This window comes from Geotoga petraea (assembly GCF_900102615.1).
Taxonomy (GTDB): Bacteria; Thermotogota; Thermotogae; order Petrotogales; family Petrotogaceae; genus Geotoga; species Geotoga petraea.
Window position 1 is genome coordinate 22,314 of record NZ_FMYV01000004.1, and the last position, 15,966, is coordinate 38,279.

15 protein-coding genes are annotated in these 15,966 nt (G+C 28.8%); 9 read left to right on the forward strand and 6 right to left on the reverse strand.

All coding sequences use genetic code 11. From position 1 onward, the window contains the following. Positions 1-24: 24 nt before the first annotated feature. The 4 genes from priA to BLS00_RS05275 all read right to left on the reverse strand — a co-directional run bounded on the left by priA (position 25) and on the right by BLS00_RS05275 (position 5,700). On the reverse strand, positions 25-2,304 hold the full coding sequence (gene priA, locus BLS00_RS05260; protein WP_091403416.1) for a replication restart helicase PriA: 2,280 nt from the start codon (positions 2,302-2,304) through the stop codon (positions 25-27). Positions 2,305-2,317: 13 nt separating this feature from the next. Continuing rightward, the gene (locus BLS00_RS05265) at positions 2,318-4,309 is read right to left on the reverse strand and encodes an alpha-amylase family glycosyl hydrolase (RefSeq protein WP_091403418.1); all 1,992 of its coding nucleotides are present in this window, start codon (positions 4,307-4,309) and stop codon (positions 2,318-2,320) included. 51 nt (positions 4,310-4,360) lie between these two features. Beyond that, a complete protein-coding gene (locus BLS00_RS05270) occupies positions 4,361-5,173 on the reverse strand; it encodes an Mrp/NBP35 family ATP-binding protein (protein ID WP_091403776.1) in 813 nt (270 codons plus the stop codon). Between the two features lie 107 nt (positions 5,174-5,280). Beyond that, on the reverse strand, positions 5,281-5,700 hold the full coding sequence (locus BLS00_RS05275) for an OsmC family protein (RefSeq protein ID WP_240724354.1): 420 nt from the start codon (positions 5,698-5,700) through the stop codon (positions 5,281-5,283). Between the two features lie 140 nt (positions 5,701-5,840). Here BLS00_RS05275 and surE point away from each other — a divergent pair, with 140 nt between their 5' ends. Genes surE through fmt form a run of 3 tightly spaced genes read left to right on the forward strand, consistent with a single transcriptional unit; the run spans position 5,841 to position 8,054 of the window. Continuing rightward, positions 5,841-6,599, forward strand: a complete 759-nt coding sequence (gene surE / locus BLS00_RS05280; protein ID WP_091403419.1) for a 5'/3'-nucleotidase SurE — start codon at positions 5,841-5,843, stop codon at positions 6,597-6,599. A gap of 4 nt (positions 6,600-6,603) precedes the next feature. Further along, on the forward strand, positions 6,604-7,125 hold the full coding sequence (def, locus tag BLS00_RS05285; RefSeq protein ID WP_091403421.1) for a peptide deformylase: 522 nt from the start codon (positions 6,604-6,606) through the stop codon (positions 7,123-7,125). Continuing rightward, positions 7,122-8,054 carry a methionyl-tRNA formyltransferase gene (gene fmt, locus BLS00_RS05290; RefSeq protein WP_091403422.1) on the forward strand — a complete coding sequence of 311 codons (933 nt, stop codon included), beginning with the start codon at positions 7,122-7,124 and terminating at the stop codon, positions 8,052-8,054. Before def ends, fmt begins: the two co-directional genes overlap by 4 nt. Before the next feature lie 33 nt (positions 8,055-8,087). Here fmt and BLS00_RS05295 read toward each other — a convergent pair whose 3' ends face one another. After that, positions 8,088-8,855, reverse strand: coding sequence for a TatD family hydrolase (locus tag BLS00_RS05295; RefSeq protein ID WP_167849017.1), 768 nt, complete (start codon positions 8,853-8,855; stop codon positions 8,088-8,090). A 129-nt stretch (positions 8,856-8,984) separates the two neighbouring features. Between BLS00_RS05295 and BLS00_RS05300 the strand changes: the two genes are divergently transcribed. The 6 genes from BLS00_RS05300 to murA are packed head-to-tail and all read left to right on the forward strand — an operon-like array spanning position 8,985 to position 14,358. Continuing rightward, on the forward strand, positions 8,985-9,986 hold the full coding sequence (locus BLS00_RS05300) for a polysaccharide deacetylase family protein (protein WP_091403426.1): 1,002 nt from the start codon (positions 8,985-8,987) through the stop codon (positions 9,984-9,986). 4 nt (positions 9,987-9,990) lie between these two features. After that, a complete protein-coding gene (locus BLS00_RS05305) occupies positions 9,991-10,809 on the forward strand; it encodes a glucosaminidase domain-containing protein (RefSeq protein ID WP_091403428.1) in 819 nt (272 codons plus the stop codon). Between the two features lie 38 nt (positions 10,810-10,847). Then, entirely contained in the window at positions 10,848-11,672 is an 825-nt protein-coding gene (locus BLS00_RS05310) for an HAD family hydrolase (protein ID WP_091403429.1), read from the forward strand. Beyond that, entirely contained in the window at positions 11,629-12,426 is a 798-nt protein-coding gene (locus tag BLS00_RS05315; protein WP_091403431.1) for a hypothetical protein, read from the forward strand. Before BLS00_RS05310 ends, BLS00_RS05315 begins: the two co-directional genes overlap by 44 nt. Before the next feature lie 20 nt (positions 12,427-12,446). Next, complete coding sequence (locus tag BLS00_RS05320) at positions 12,447-13,037, forward strand: diguanylate cyclase domain-containing protein (protein WP_091403432.1); 591 nt, start codon at positions 12,447-12,449, stop codon at positions 13,035-13,037. A 25-nt stretch (positions 13,038-13,062) separates the two neighbouring features. After that, positions 13,063-14,358, forward strand: coding sequence for a UDP-N-acetylglucosamine 1-carboxyvinyltransferase (gene murA / locus BLS00_RS05325; protein ID WP_091403434.1), 1,296 nt, complete (start codon positions 13,063-13,065; stop codon positions 14,356-14,358). 28 nt (positions 14,359-14,386) lie between these two features. On the opposite strand, the gene BLS00_RS05330 is transcribed toward murA, so the two are convergent. After that, a complete protein-coding gene (locus BLS00_RS05330) occupies positions 14,387-15,952 on the reverse strand; it encodes a hypothetical protein (RefSeq protein WP_091403436.1) in 1,566 nt (521 codons plus the stop codon). Positions 15,953-15,966: the final 14 nt, after the last annotated feature.

Sequence of the window (15,966 nt, forward strand, 5' to 3'; positions counted from 1 at the left end):
CCACGGTTTTGTTTCTAAGTCAAATTATAAAAAAGTGGTAGGAGGGTTTAAAAACAACTTCATATCATTATCATATTTTTTTTGAATCGTCAATAAATCTTTTTTTGAAATATCTTTTTGTTTTATAATTAATTGTTTCCTATACTCCCCTTTTATCTTTTTTATAAGTGGATCTATAGGACCATTAATGTTTATATTCAAATTTTTAAACTCATTTTTTATTATTTGCGCTTTTTGCTCCAATTTATTTTTGTCTTTATCTTTCAACATTATCAATATTAAGTTTGAAAAAGGTGGGTACCCATATTTTTCTCTCTTTGCAAACTCTTTTTTAGCTATTAAATTATAATCATGATTTTTGATGGCATGAAATATTTCATCTTCTGGGTTAAAAGTTTGAATCAAAACTTTGCCAGAACCTTTTCTTCCTGCTCTTCCTGCAACTTGCATTATTAATGAAGCAGTAGTTTCATAAGACCTATAGTCGGGAAAATAGGAATACCTATCTGAATCCATTATTACTACTAATTTAAGGTCGCTGATATCCAATCCTTTGGTGATCATTTTTGTGCCTACTATTATTTTAGGACCTTTATCATAAAACCTTTTAAAAGTTTTTTTCAAATCATCAAATGAATTTATCACTGTTCTATCTACCCTCAAAACTTCTGTAGAGGGAAAAAATTTAACCATTTCGTTGACGACTCTTTCGGTTCCATAGCCCCTTGTTTGAAGGTTATATCCTCCGCATTTTTCACATTTCTGTGGAATTTGATAGTCTTTCCCGCAATAATGGCACTCAAGTTTTTCTTCGCTTTTGTGATATGTTAGAGAAACGTCGCAATCGTCACACTTAAAAACATGTCCACAATCAGTACATAAAACGTAATTGGAATGTCCTCTTGTTGGCGTGAAAATTATTACCTTATTTTGTTGGTCAAGGATTTCTTTAATATTTACCAAGGTTTTTTTTGAAAATAACCAGCTAACTTTTTTCTCTTTTTTCATATCAATTACTTCAACATCTGGCATTTTAGTTAGATATCTTTTTTCTAATTTCTGTAAATAATAATCACCATTTTTGGCTTTTATAAGCTCGTTCAACCTTGGAGTTGCTGAGGCGAAAACCAAATTCAAATCTTCAATTTCTTTTCTGATCTCAGAAACTCGCATTGTGTCATAAATAACCTGTTCATCTTGGTAAAAAGAATCATCATGCTGTTCATCTATTATGATCATTTCTAAATCTTTTATGGGCATCCATATACTACTTCTTGTACCAATTAAAACATCCATTTCTCCATTAACAAGGTCATACCAATTATTTAGACGTTCTTTCGGCTTTAAATTTGAATGATATGTGATTACTTTATAAGAAGCAAAACGTTTTTTTATCCTTGTAAACATTTGTGGTGTTAAAGAAATTTCTGGTACGAGTATCAAAACTTTTTTCCCTCTTTCCAAAAGTGGTTGAGCAATATCAAAAAATACTTCAGTTTTTCCACTTCCTGTTACACCGTATAAAAGATGAGGTTTGTCTTTAAATTTCTTTATATTTTCAACAGCTTTTTCTTGTTCATCTGTCAGATCAACTGTATTGGAAATGGTTTTTGTATTCTTCAAATTTTTTTCTACTATAACTTTGTGTTTAAACAATGTGTCAATTGTTGAAGAACTTTTTTTGATTATATTTTTTGAATATATTTCTTCAAGTGATACTACACCATTTATTCTTAGATAGTTTATCAATTTATCAGCAGTTTTTGAAATATTGGGTACTCCATCAAGATTTTTATTCAACCCAATATACACAGATTTTTTATTTGTTCTTTGCTTTTTTGTGTAGGATTCTAATTCAACTAAATTAGAATCAATAAGATTTTTTAACTTTTTCCTCGCCTCAGATTTATTTTTGAATTTTCTGAAATAGTCATTTAAAAAAATAGGTTTGTCAAACCCCACCATTGGATTCAATGGAACTATTCTTATTCTAAAAAGATCATTTGATGTAGAGGGGAACATCATTTTTACAATTTCAGAGATTGGTATTAATAAATCTTCTGCAGTTTTTTCTATAAATTTGATATGATTTGCATCAATCAAGGGTTTCTCGTCCAATATAAATTCTATTTCTTTAATTTTTACATTGGGGATTTCTTCGGATTGTTTGTATACCAGCGCAGAAGTTAATTTATTTCTTAAATTCACAATAACCCTTTGACCAACAGCCAAAGGGTTATTTGATTTAAATGTATAAGTATTGTATAGTCTTCCTCCAAAAGGTATCAATTCATAATAATACAATTTTTCCACCACTTTATTTTTTTTCTAAAATCATAAATGATTTTGCCGGAACTTCTGTTACTCCTTCTATTATATCATCATTGTATAAATCCTTAAATTCTCCATTCAAAATGTTGGTTTTAATAGGACTGTTTTTACTATTTATTACTACTGTTGTTGTTTCTTTTTGTGTGCTTCTTTCAAAAATCAGTAAGCCATCTTCTGCTTCGAGAACTTTGTAATCACCTATTTGAAGCGATTCTCTTATTTTTCTCAATTCGATCATCTTTTTATAGTGGTTAAATATTTCTTCATTCCACATTTCTTTTTTCCATGGAAATGGTTTTCTGTCAAAAGGATCATTACCACCTGTCATACCAATTTCGTCTCCGTAATATATCAAAGGAGCCCCAACAAAAGTCATTTGTAGAGCTGAAATCATCTTCATCCTTTCAACGTCTTCATCTAACATAGTAAATATTCTTTCTGTATCATGACTCCCTAACAAATTCCACAATGAATGAACAACCTGAGGAGGATATTTGTTTAGGTAACGATTTGTTGAATCTACAAATGTTTTAGCTTGACCATTTTTTACATATAATAAGGCTGCATCTTTAAACAAATAATTCATAACCCCATCAAAAGAGGGTGCTTGGAAATATTCTGTTGAATCTTTCCAATATTCCCCAACAACAAATGTTTCTTCATTAATGGATTTTACATTTGGATAAAAATAGTTGTTCCAAAAATATTTTGGAACTTGATCAGCGGCGTCAAGCCTCCAACCATCTATATTCTTCATCATCCATTTTCCTATAACTCTATTGAAAAAAGCTTTTACTTCAGGATTATCTATATTTAACTCTGGCAAAGAAGCATATCCTTGCCAAGATTCGTAGGATGTTGGTTTTTCTTCAATTGGGAACTGTTTTATGTAATACCAATCAAGATAATTAGATTCTTTTTGTTTTTCAAAATTTTCTTGCATGGCAAAAAATTCCGTTCCTGTATGATTAAATACCCCATCTAAAATAATTTTCACATTATTTGAATGAAGCATATCAACTAAATTTTCAAATGTCTTTTCTGTACCAAATCTATGATCTATAGACAGATAATCAGTAGTGTTGTATTTATGGGTAGAAATAGATTCAAAAATAGGGTTGAAATAAATTCCCTGAATTCCTAATTCTTTGAAGTAATCTTCTGATTGGATTACTCCATCAAGATCTCCTCCATAATGGTTAAACATTAATTTGTCTTTTGTATGATCTCCATACCAATTTGGGGTGTAAATCGGATCATTCTCCTTATTTCCATTCCTGAACCTATCTGTGAATATTTGATAAAATACTCTACCTTTTGCCCAATCAGGTACATTGAAGAAGGCTATTTTTGGATTATTAAAGTCAAATTCAAATGGAGCTTCGGTATTATTATAACCAATTATAATTTCTTGTCCGTCAATAATTCTAAATCTATACTTTAATAGGGAAGCATCTGTTAACACATGAAATCTATATTCGAGCATATCATCATTATTTATAACTTGTTTTTTAGACGATAAAAAATTCCCTTCTAAAACAACATCTTCAACATCATTGTTTCTAACTTTAAGGGATAAATATATTTCGCCAGGTTTTACAGGATTAATATATTCTCTGCTTGTTTCATGAATGGCTTCTTTAACTATTCCATCTCCTACTGATTCAAAATACATTCCTTTTACTATTCTATAATTATAAACTTCGCCATTTTTAAAATCAATTTGTGTATTTGAATAATTGATTTTTTCCTCCCCATCTATTTCATATTTATATAAGTATTTCCCTTCTTCTAAATTAACTTTCAATCTCCATAATCCAGTAAAAGATTTATCCATTTTTTGTTTTCCATTTTCTAAAAAATCACCTATTAAATATACTTCTTCCGCTTCTTTTGCATCAAAAATAAAAGTTACAGTTGTTGAGAATGTTATTAAAGTCATTAAAAACAATAATAAAATAAATGATAATTTCTTCACTTAATTTCCCTCCCTAAATAAAAAGGGGGAAAATAACCCCCTTATGTTAAATTATTTGTCGTATTGATCAATAATATTTCTTGCTAAATTGATGTATGGAGCTACAATTTCTGGATCCCCAAAATATGCAGTTGGCTTCCCATCATCCATATTTTCTCTAACTTTCTGATTAATTGGTATTTCAGCCAAAACATTTAAATCGTATTTTTCTGCCAATTTCTTCGCCCCACCTTGTCCAAAGATGAAATGTTTTTTGTTCGAATCAGGACATACAAAATATGACATGTTTTCAACCAATCCCAAAATCTTTTGTTTCATCATCCCTAAAAAGTTAATGGCTTTTTCAACATCATCTTGAGAAACCACAGAAGGAGTTGTAACTACTATTGAACCAGTTATATTTTTGAGATTTTGGAAAACTGTTAAAGGTTCGTCTCCCGTTCCTGGCGGTGAATCAATTATAAGATAATCAAGCTCTCCCCAATCAATATCTCCAATAAATTGAAGAATTGTTCCTGTTTTTAAAGGGCCTCTCCAAACAACAGGAGATGTTTCTTCTTTCAAGAACTGAGACATAGAAATAACTTTAACTCCGTTTACTTCGGGGGGAACTACTTCATCTCCCACTTGAGTTGGGTATTGTCCTCTTCCCCCAAGCATTCTCGCTACGTCGGGGCCGTGTAAATCAACATCTAATAATCCCACTTTTTTACCTTCTAAGGAAAGTGCAATTGCTAAGTTTACTGCAACAGTTGATTTTCCAACTCCCCCTTTACCTGACATAACAACTATAGTATTTTTAACTTCTTTCATCCTGTCGTTAGCTTTTTCTATAACGACATTTATGTTATTAACATTCGCCATAATAAAATCACCTACTTTCAAAGATATTTTACCATAAATATTATATTCTAAGGGTAAAAGTTTTATTTTTTTAATATAAAAATAGGGGGTCAATATCCCCCCAAATTTTAGTCTATTATTTTTATTTCGTAATCTACGTTAGCAGTACCTTTGAAAATCGCAGATGCAGCACAGTATTTATCTTGAGATAAATTAACTGCTCTTTCCAATTTTTCCATAGGTAAATCCTTACCTTTAAACATATACACTATCTTGATATCGGTATATATTCTTGGTTGTTCTTCTCTTCTATCTGCTTCAATTTTTATTTTGAACTCTTCATACTCAACTTTCATTTTTTCTAAAATCATAGAAACATCCACACCAGTACATCCAGCCAACCCAGAAAGCATTAACTCCATAGGTCTTGGGGCAGAATCTGTACCACCTATTTCAATATTTGCGTCTGTGTGTACATCGTGCCCCGTAGGTGTTTTTGTGTAAAAATGTTTTTTACTTATTTCCTTAAATTCCATTTCTGTTTTCATAAAAATACCCCCTTATGCTATTTTATGATATTATAACATATAGACAATTCTTATTAATTTTATCCAATTTGCGTTAATATTAAATTCTTATTAATAGACTCATAAAACAAAAATGTTAATATTACTTATGGAGGTGTAATATGAAAATATTGATATCAAATGACGATGGTATAATGGCACCTGGAATAAGCGTTTTAAAAAATTATTTAGAAAAAGACCATGAAGTTTATATCGTTGCTCCAGATGTAGAAAGATCTGCGACGGGACACGCCATAACAATTAGAAACCCTCTATGGGCAAAAAAAGTGGAAATTAATCAAGAATTTTTTGGTTATGCTGTTAATGGTACACCAGCTGATTGTATTAAATTAGGGGCTTTGGCAATATATAAAGATATAGATTTTGATTTGGTTATTAGTGGCATAAACAGGGGCGCAAACATGGGGACTGATATCTTATATTCTGGAACAGTATCTGCTGCATTGGAAGGTGCTATTACTGGTTATCCTTCAATAGCAGTTTCATCTGCTGAATTTAACGATCCAATGTTTGAAACAGCAGGTCAAGTTATAATAGACTTGTTGAATAAAATAGATGTTAAGAAGATACCTGAATTCACTACTTTAAACGTAAATGTTCCGAATATCCCTATAGATGAAATAAAAGGTTTCAAAGTAACAAGGCAAAGCACCAGAAGATATGAAGACTATTTTGATGAAAGAACAGATCCGTATGGGAATTCTTATTATTGGATGCTTGGTAAAATTGTAGAAGATGACGATACGGAGAACTCAGACTATCACTATGTCAATAAAAATTATGTTTCAATAACTCCATTGTCTGTTTTCTTAACAAATAAAGAGTATTTAGATAAATTGATTAGAGTAATAGAGGAGTGAAACTATGGAAGTTAGGTTAATTGGTGACCCTGTGTTAAGGAAAAAAACTAAAGAAATCGAGAAATTCGATGAAGAATTAAAATTATTGATTGAAAAAATGTTTTCAGAAATGTATAGATTAGATGGAGTCGGGCTGGCTGCTCCACAAGTTGGAATGTCTTATAAATTTTTTGTTATGGATGATGGTGAAAATAAAAAAACTGTTATTAATCCAAAAATAAAATCTTTCAGTGAAGATCAAATCATATTTGAAGAAGGTTGTCTTAGCATACCTGAAGTTTTTGCAGAAATTGAAAGGCCAAAGACTATTACTGTTGAATACTATAACGAAAGTGGCGAAAAAATAGAAGAAGAATTAACAGACTATACTGCAAGAATATTCCAGCATGAAAATGACCACTTAAACGGCATTTTATTCACCGACAAACTCAGTGTAGTTGCCAAACAAAGAATTAAAAAAAGATTAAATGAATTAATAAAAGAAGGAAAGAAAAAAGGGAAAGAGCTTGGAGTAATCGAACCATGAAAAATCCCAAAGATTTAAAAATAATTTTTATGGGTACTCCTGAATTCGCTGCAAAAATATTAGAACATCTTGTAACCCAAAATTTTAACATTGCTGCAGTAGTATCTCAACCAGACAAACCTTTTGGTAGAGGAAAAAAATTAAGACCAACACCAGTAAAAAAAATCGCTGCGGAAAATAAAATACAGTTGTTTCAACCAGGAAAAATGAAAGGGATATACGATGATTTAGAGTTCATAGATCCAGATATTATTATAACTGTTGCTTTTGGTAAAATTCTAAGAGAAAAGGTAATTTCGATGCCTAAATACGGTTGTTGGAATCTACATACTTCATTACTTCCTAAATATAGAGGCGCAGCACCTATGCAAAGGGCTATTGAAAATGGTGAAGATGAAACTGGCATATCAATTTTTAAAATTGTTAAAGAACTTGACGCAGGGCCTATAGCTTTAAAAAAGAAAATTAAGATTGAACAAAATGATAATTTAGAAAAAGTCTACGATAAATTGTTAGAAATATCAAAAAAGTCATTAGAAGATTTCATAAATAATTTTGAAAACATAAAGTTGACTGAACAAGATCATTCGAAAGCAACTTATGCAAATAAAATTTCAAAAGATGAAATGAAGCTAAATTTTGAAGATGCAGAAAAGACTCATAATAAGATAAGAGCTTTTGATCCTTTCCCTGGAACTTTTGCATTGCATAAAGGCAAAAAAGTGAAATTATTTGGAAGTAAAATTTATAAAACTAAAGTTGAAGGAACCTCAGGGAAAATAGTAGGTTTAAAAAATAGTGATCTTTTGATTGAAACTAAAAATGGTGTTTTGAAAATATCAAAAATTCAGTTCCCCGGCAAAAAACCTATGACTGGGAAAGATGCTTTCAATGGGAATTTAATATCTGAAAACGATATACTAAATTAAATAGAGATAGTTTTTAAAACTATCTCTATTTTTTTATCTATCTAACTTGAATAATTTATTTGAGTTGCTTTTTAACTGAGAAGCTATTCTTTCATCATAAACCTCTTTAATTCTTGAAATTTCTTCATAAACATACTCAACTTTTAAAGGATCATTTCTTTTCCCTCTAAAAGGAACTGGTGGAAGAAACGGAGAATCTGTTTCTGGCAATATCCTGTCTATTGGTGTATTTTTCAATGCTTCTCTCAAATCATCATTTTTAGGATAAGTTAAAGGACCATCAAACCCCAAATATAAGCCTAAGTCTAAATATTTTTTTGCGTCTTCCCAATTTGATGAAAAACAGTGAACAACCCCACCAGCTTCAGGAATACCTGTTTTTTTAATAAAATCATAAGCTTCATCATAAGCATCTCTAATATGAAATACTATGGGTTTGTTGTGTTTTTTTGCCAATTCCATCTGCATCCCAAGTGCTTTAAACTGCTTATTTCTATCAGTATCCCAGTGAAAATCAAGACCTATCTCACCAATCGCAACTATTTTTTCTTCTTTTAGAGCCTCTTCCATATGAGAAATATCATCATCATCAAAATCTTCTGTTTCTGTTGGATGAAAACCAACTGTTCCAAAAATAAATTCATACTTATTAACGCTTTCTAAAATCTTGTCAATAGAATCTTTGCCTATCCCGATATCAATTATATAATCAAGCTTTTCAGATATTTCTGAATAAAGCTCTTTTCTGTCCTCGTTAAAACGTTTTAAATAAGTATGTGAGTGTGTATCTATATATCTCAAAATCACACCTCCCAAATTAAACTTTATCAAAGATATATTTTTATTATTTTAAAGTAATGAAAACCTTTATGTGATAATATTAAATATGTTCATTTTTATTATAAAATTTTAATTACGAGAGGTGCTAAAATGAAAAAAATTATACTTACTATGATTGCTTTAGTATTTGCACTAATGTCTTTTTCAGAAGTTTATATCTTTCTTTATCATAGATTTGATGATGAGAGATATCCCTCGACTAGTACATCTACTGAAGAAATTAAAAATCACATAAAAATAGTTAAAGAAAAAGGGTATAAAATATTAGATCACCAGGATTTTTTATCATATGTGAATGGAGATAAAAATTATGAAAATGCAGTGTTATTTACAATTGATGATGGATATAAAACAACCACAAAAGCACATAAGCTCTTTAAAGAAGAAAATATACCTTACCTTCTATTTATAAATACAGGTAATGTGGGATATCCTGATTATCTCACCTGGGAACAAATAAGGCAATTAGATGAGTTCAGTGGTTTAACTTTGGGATTACATTCTCATGAGCATGATAATTTTTTATATATGTTAGAACAAAATGGTAAAGAATATACTCTAAACTTTTTTGAAGAAGACCTAATAAAATCTCAAAAAGCCTTTGAAGACGAAATGGGGTATAAATCAGAAATATATGCTTATCCTTATGGGTATTATACTTATGGAATGGACGATATATTAAAAGATAACAACTTCAAATACGCTTTTACTCAGGATATGGGACCATATATCAAAGAATATGGAAAATATTTCATCCCAAGAGAACCTTTACTATTAGATTGGGCAACTGAATCACATCTAAGCTATATTTTGAATAGGAAAGCGTTGTTAACCAAAGACAGATACCCAGTTGAAATAACGTTAGGAGAAGAATTTCAAATATCTTTGACAACTAACGACAACATAAGAGACACAAAATTATACATTTCTCAAGAAGGACTTTTGGATACTGTCAAAGATGGTAATAAAATTTATTCTACTAATTATTTTACATCTAATCAATTGCTAAATAGAATTGCTATATTTGCCAGAGATACAGAATCTGGAAAAGAAAAAGTTAGATACTGGTTATTAAGAAATATTGGAGAGTGATTTTATGAAGAATAAATGGGCAATTTTTTACATAATTATTTCTATAATTTTTACTTTTTATCTTATTTTTACTTTGGAAGGTAATTACAAATCAGAAGGAGAAATAACACAAAAAAAAATAGATTGGGATTATGTTTATTATAAAGACTGGAAAGATCTGGACAATTATTTTGAACAAATCAACTATACTTTAGAAGATGAAATTATTCCAACTGTTGTAGTAGAAAAATTTCCAAATAATTTAAATGATATCTATGATGTTAATAAAAGAAAAAATATCTTCATTAAAATAATGCTCCCAATAATTAATAAAGTAAACAAAGATATTGAAATTGAACGGGAGAATATTTTGAATGGAAATGTAAGTGAAAGATTAACTGAAAAATATTTAACAGATGATAGAGATATTTTGTTGAGGAGAGTTAAACCCATACCAGTACATATAGCCCTTGGCCAATCTGCAAAAGAATCGGGATGGGGAACTTCCAGATTTGCAATTGAAGGCAACAATATTTTTGGTGAGTGGACATGGGAAGAAGGAGCAGGTATAGTACCTACAGGAAGACCAGAAGGTGAAACTTATGAAGTTAAAAAATTTGATTCATTAGTCGATTCTATGGAAAGTTATGCTTTAAAATTAAACACTTTAGATTATTATTTAGACTTTAGAAAAATAAGAAATAATGAAATAAAAAACAAAAGATTAACAGAAGGACTGCTTTATTATTCCCAACAAAGAGAAAAATATGTTGAATCTCTATCTGATTTGATAGATTCAAATAATTTTAAAAAATACAACAATTATGTTTTAATTAACGAATAAAAACATAATATGATAAAATATAAATAGGAGATTAAAAAATGAATACTTTTGTTTTTGACCTTGACGGAACTCTTTTGAATTCAAACATAGAAGTATCAGATAAAAATAAAGAAGCTTTAAAAAATATTATAGTAAATAAAAATAATTTGGTACTTGCAAGTGGCAGAATGTATAGTTCTATGATGCATATTATAGATAATTATATCCCTTTTGTTGAAAATTATGCACATATTGTTTCTTATAATGGCTCTTACGTTGTAGACAATCAAAACCAAGTTTTAGTAGAAGAAGGCGTAAATGCTCAAATTGCGATTGACATAGTGAAATATTTGAAAAAAATAAATTTACACAGGCAAATATATGTAAAAGATGAATTGATTGTTGAAGAAGATAATCAAGAAATAAAAGATTATGCAAAACACGCATCAGTAAAATATGAAGTAGTTTATGACTTAATAGATTATATAAACAAAAATAAAAATCTACCTTTAAAAATTTTAGCTGTTGGTGATAATTCAAGGTTATTAAAAGTTCAAAAAGAATTAAACACGAAATTTGGAAACTACTTAAATATAATAATGTCATTCCACTCATTTTTGGATATTATTCCAAAAAATGCTTCGAAAGGAATTGCATTAGAAAAGCTTTCTAAAATATACAATTTAAACTTAAAAAAGGCTCATATTTTTGGTGATTCAGAAAATGATATTGCAATGCTTGAAAAAACAGAAAATTCTTATGCAATGGGAAATGCCCATGAGAAAGTTAAAAATATTGCAAAATATATAGTTCCTTCAAATGATGAAGAAGGTGTTGCTTATGCTGTTGAAAAAATTCTTAATAATGGTTTTTATATTGATTAACATATTTTCTTTTTCAGCTATAGATCTTATAAATACAGAAAACAGAATAATTGGGAAAGTATATGAAAGTTATGAAGAAATAATACCAAAAAACGATTCATTAAATGGTTATATTTTAAACTTGAATGATTTTGATGAGGAATTATGTTACCTTTGTTTGGGAACTATCAGAAATTATAGTCTTATTGAATCATTTTTTAAAGATATTGGAGTATTACTAAAACAAAAAAAAATTGACTTTGTTATATTTGGTAACCTTGAACCGTTAAACGATTCAAAAGAAGACAAGCTAAAATATATAGCCAAATCACCTTACATAATTTCTGAGATAACCTATAGAATGATTAGAGGTTTTGAAACTGCTGGAGTATATCCTATTTTAAAAGTTGATTCAAAATCAGGTGATAATGTAATTCAATCAATACTTTCTAAGTCAGGTTCTTTTTTATCATATTCTAATGAAATTTCAGATGTTGATTTTTTCAAAAGGGATAGCAAAATTGTTTTATTAAAAAATTATAATTTGAAACTAAATTGGGAAGTTAAAGAGGAAAACTTCGATGATAATTTAATCAAAATATATGAAAATTCTGTTGTGTTAAGTGGATTCAGAAAAGATCAAAGTATCCTTCTTTATAGAGAATTAAACTATTCAAACGACAGAGCTGTAACTTATTTTTCTGAAAAAGTAAGCGACTATGCTGAAGAAGTTTTGAATGGGACCAAGCAGCCTACTGGTAATAAAAACTGGTAGAAATCAAAAGGAGGTTTATAATGGGGGATAACTATAATGAAATGAAAGAACGTATTGTGAAATTGGAAAAAGAATTAGATGAGTTGAAAAAGAAAGAATTAGAAATGGATGAAGTTGTAAAACAACACAACGAACTAATCCAACAAGAGTTCTTGAGTTTTGAAGAATTTGTAGAAGACCTTGTAAACAGAAAGATAATAGATGAAAATACAAGGGTTTATTCGAAAGATTTCTTTGATAAATTTTTTGCCATTTATTTTCAAAAAGCATTTGAAGCTAATAATGAATGGGGGATTGTAATTATTAAACTACCTCATTTAAATAAATTAAATTTGAACGAAGAAAAGAAAATAATTGAAAGACAGTTAGGAAAAATTCTAAGAGAAAGTGTAAGAATACCTTTAGATTATATTTTTAGATATTCAAAAGATACTTTCATTATCTTGCTAACTGACATTTTTGAAGATATATTTGATAAAATTATAAATAGAATAAACGATAGAATAAAAATGTTAACAGATTATTCAGAAACTTGTGAAATAAAATCTTATTATATTCCAAGAGACAAAATATCAACAGATGATGTTTACAAAATTTTGGAAGAGTTTTAATTTTATATGGGGGGTGTTTAACTAAATGAATGCAATAAATTTAGATTCTTCAAATAAACTAATAGTTAAAGGGCCACAAGTTGCTAGTGGTTCGATAAAGATATCTGGCTCAAAAAATGCCGTATTACCTATTATGGCTGCTACTTTACTGACAAAAGATAGAGTAGTTCTAAATAACGTACCAGATCTTGCAGATGTTCAAACAATGCTGGAAATATTAGAATACTCTGGTAAATCAATAAAAAAATCTGATGATCAACTTATCATAGAAGAGTTTCAAGAACTGAAAGGTGAGATCCCTTACGAACCAGTAAGAAAAATGAGAGCATCTTTTAATGTATATGGACCCTTAACTTTAAGAACAAGAGAAACGAAAGTCGCTCTACCTGGAGGATGTTCTTTGGGAGTTAGACCTGTTAACTACCATCTTGAAGGGCTCAAAAAAATGGGGATTGAGAGTACAACAGAACATGGCTATGTAATTGGTAAAATAACTAACTCAAAAGATAAAATAAATATAAGTTTACCTTTTCCAAGTGTAGGTGCAACAGAACATCTAATAACCTCAGCAGTTTTATTAAAAGGAAAAACTATAAAAATATCCAATTGTGCTATGGAACCAGAAATAACTGACCTAATAGATTTTCTTTCAAAAATGGGTGCAAATATAGAAGGGAAAAACACATCAATAATAACCATAAAAGGCGTAGAAGAGCTAAAAGGAATAGAATACTCTGTAAGTCCAGATAGAATTGAAGCAGGAACATATATAATCATGGGGGCGATTTTGGGAGATAACTTGAAAATAGAGAAAGTTTGCATAGATGATTTAAGAATTCTTTTGAACATTCTGGAAGAAATAGGAATAACATTTGACCACTCAGAAGAAGAAAAATATGTGAAAATCAGCAAAACAGATTTTGATAAAGTTAGAAACTTGAACATAGATACAGCTCCATATCCTGGATTTCCAACTGATTTACAACCACAAATATCTGTTTTAGCCTCTTTAATACCAGGAAAATCGACGATATCAGAAAATATTTTTAGTAGTAGATTTAACCACATAGATGAATTAAACAGAATGGGAGCAAATATCAGACTCGAAGATAATACAGCAATTATTGATGGAGTTGATTATCTTTCTGGGGCACCAATCCAAGCAACCGATTTAAGAGCTGCTGCAGCCTTATTGATAGCTGCTTTAAGTGCCGAGGGCGAAAGCATTATATCTAATATAGACCACATATTCAGAGGTTATGAAAAATTAAAAGAAAAACTGGAAAATGTCGGAATAAAAATAGAATTTAGCAAATATTAAAGTCTTTCTTAAAAAAGAAAGACTTTTTTTATAAATAAAAATACTTTAAAAATTCTAAATAAACATACCAGTTTAAATTTTCTGTTTTTGTTAAAAACTCTTTATAATATGCATCTCCAAAAGCTCTATACTTAAAATTAAACAATTTTATTCCAATTTCTAAATCATCTACAGCATAATATGGATTGATCAAAAAAGTATTTTCTAATTCTTCTTCTATCACATCATAGTCTATGTAATCCTCTATATTGATTTTAAAATTACCATATTTTGCAAATAATCTTGGTTGAATAGTTAGATTTTTAATATCTTTGCTATTGAAATACTCTACTCTAAATTCTGGTCTGATATTCTCAAAACCTCTATAAATATTGTTTATATCAAGATAAAAAGCATTTTCTATCTCACTATCATTATTTATTTTGAACTGAATACCATTTAAAATATTTATATTATAATCTTTACCATAGAAAAATGTATCAAAACTTAGAGTAGTTGAAGTTGCTTTCATGCTACTTAATCCCTTAAAATCATATCTCAGTTTCATAAAATGATCGTACGCATTTGTCACTATGAAATAGTTATCTTTTAAATATAAATTAATTGATGGTTTTAGTAAAAATCCATTTCCTAAATAATTATAAACATAATAAGTATCTGAAAGATAGTCATAATTAATCTCTTTACTAAAATTAGTATATTCTTTGTAACTGAAAGCTTCTTGTTCCATATTATTAGTAACTGTTGATGAGTTAGAATCCACTTCTTTTTCAGTTTTTAAATAGTCAACTACAACCTCTTTATTTTCATAATCAAAATCATAATTATAATTTATACCTAAAATGGTATCTGTTCTAAAACCTTTAAAAATCCCTGATTTCATATCTATATTAAAATCTAATTTATAAGAAACATCACTGTATTCAAAAAAGGTTTCTGAATAATCAAAATCTTCCTTATCATAAACATAATCAATAACTTTATTATTATCAAATTCTGTTATTTCATAATTATGTTCTACTATATCCTCATATTTACTATCAATTGATGACGTCTTCTCTTTAACCTCATCGATATAAGACAACTCAAATTCATATTCATTCTTGTTAATTTTTGTTTCATAACCTATACCAAATTCATCGTCTCTTATTAGATTATCTAATTCTAATTTTTCATTTTCATTATAAGCTATCATATATCTATTTTCTAAATACTTTCCATTTAAATCCTTATAATAAAAATATAAGTTATGTAAAATAAAATCAGGAAATAGTTTGAATTGTTCTTCATTAATTTGAAGTTTTATTTGTTCAAAGTCTAATTCGAGATTATCAATTACTATTTCTTGACCATAAATATCGTCTTCAATTATCTTATTAACATATTCTAAGTTTATTTTATATTTAATTTTAGAATCTTTTTCCAAGAAATAATCTTCAGAGGTAAAATTTACATCAAAAGATGCCCATGAGTCTAACCCATCAGGACTAAAATATAATCTATATTTAGTGAATATATTGTTTGGGTTTTGTTCAAACGAAAATGAAATTAAAGCTAAAGACAAAATAAAAAAGATTAAAAATATTTTCTTCATAATTAACCTCCCGA

Coding starts and splice junctions, on each gene's coding strand:
- fmt (WP_091403422.1), top strand. CDS start 7,122: ATGAAAAATCCCAAAGATTTAAAAATAATTTTTATGGGTACTCCTGAA.
- BLS00_RS05310 (WP_091403429.1), top strand. CDS start 10,848: ATGAATACTTTTGTTTTTGACCTTGACGGAACTCTTTTGAATTCAAAC.
- murA (WP_091403434.1), top strand. CDS start 13,063: ATGAATGCAATAAATTTAGATTCTTCAAATAAACTAATAGTTAAAGGG.
- surE (WP_091403419.1), top strand. CDS start 5,841: ATGAAAATATTGATATCAAATGACGATGGTATAATGGCACCTGGAATA.
- BLS00_RS05300 (WP_091403426.1), top strand. CDS start 8,985: ATGAAAAAAATTATACTTACTATGATTGCTTTAGTATTTGCACTAATG.
- BLS00_RS05270 (WP_091403776.1), bottom strand. CDS start 5,173: ATGGCGAATGTTAATAACATAAATGTCGTTATAGAAAAAGCTAACGAC.
- def (WP_091403421.1), top strand. CDS start 6,604: ATGGAAGTTAGGTTAATTGGTGACCCTGTGTTAAGGAAAAAAACTAAA.
- BLS00_RS05330 (WP_091403436.1), bottom strand. CDS start 15,952: ATGAAGAAAATATTTTTAATCTTTTTTATTTTGTCTTTAGCTTTAATT.
- BLS00_RS05275 (WP_240724354.1), bottom strand. CDS start 5,700: ATGAAAACAGAAATGGAATTTAAGGAAATAAGTAAAAAACATTTTTAC.
- BLS00_RS05320 (WP_091403432.1), top strand. CDS start 12,447: ATGGGGGATAACTATAATGAAATGAAAGAACGTATTGTGAAATTGGAA.
- BLS00_RS05305 (WP_091403428.1), top strand. CDS start 9,991: ATGAAGAATAAATGGGCAATTTTTTACATAATTATTTCTATAATTTTT.
- BLS00_RS05315 (WP_091403431.1), top strand. CDS start 11,629: ATGCTGTTGAAAAAATTCTTAATAATGGTTTTTATATTGATTAACATA.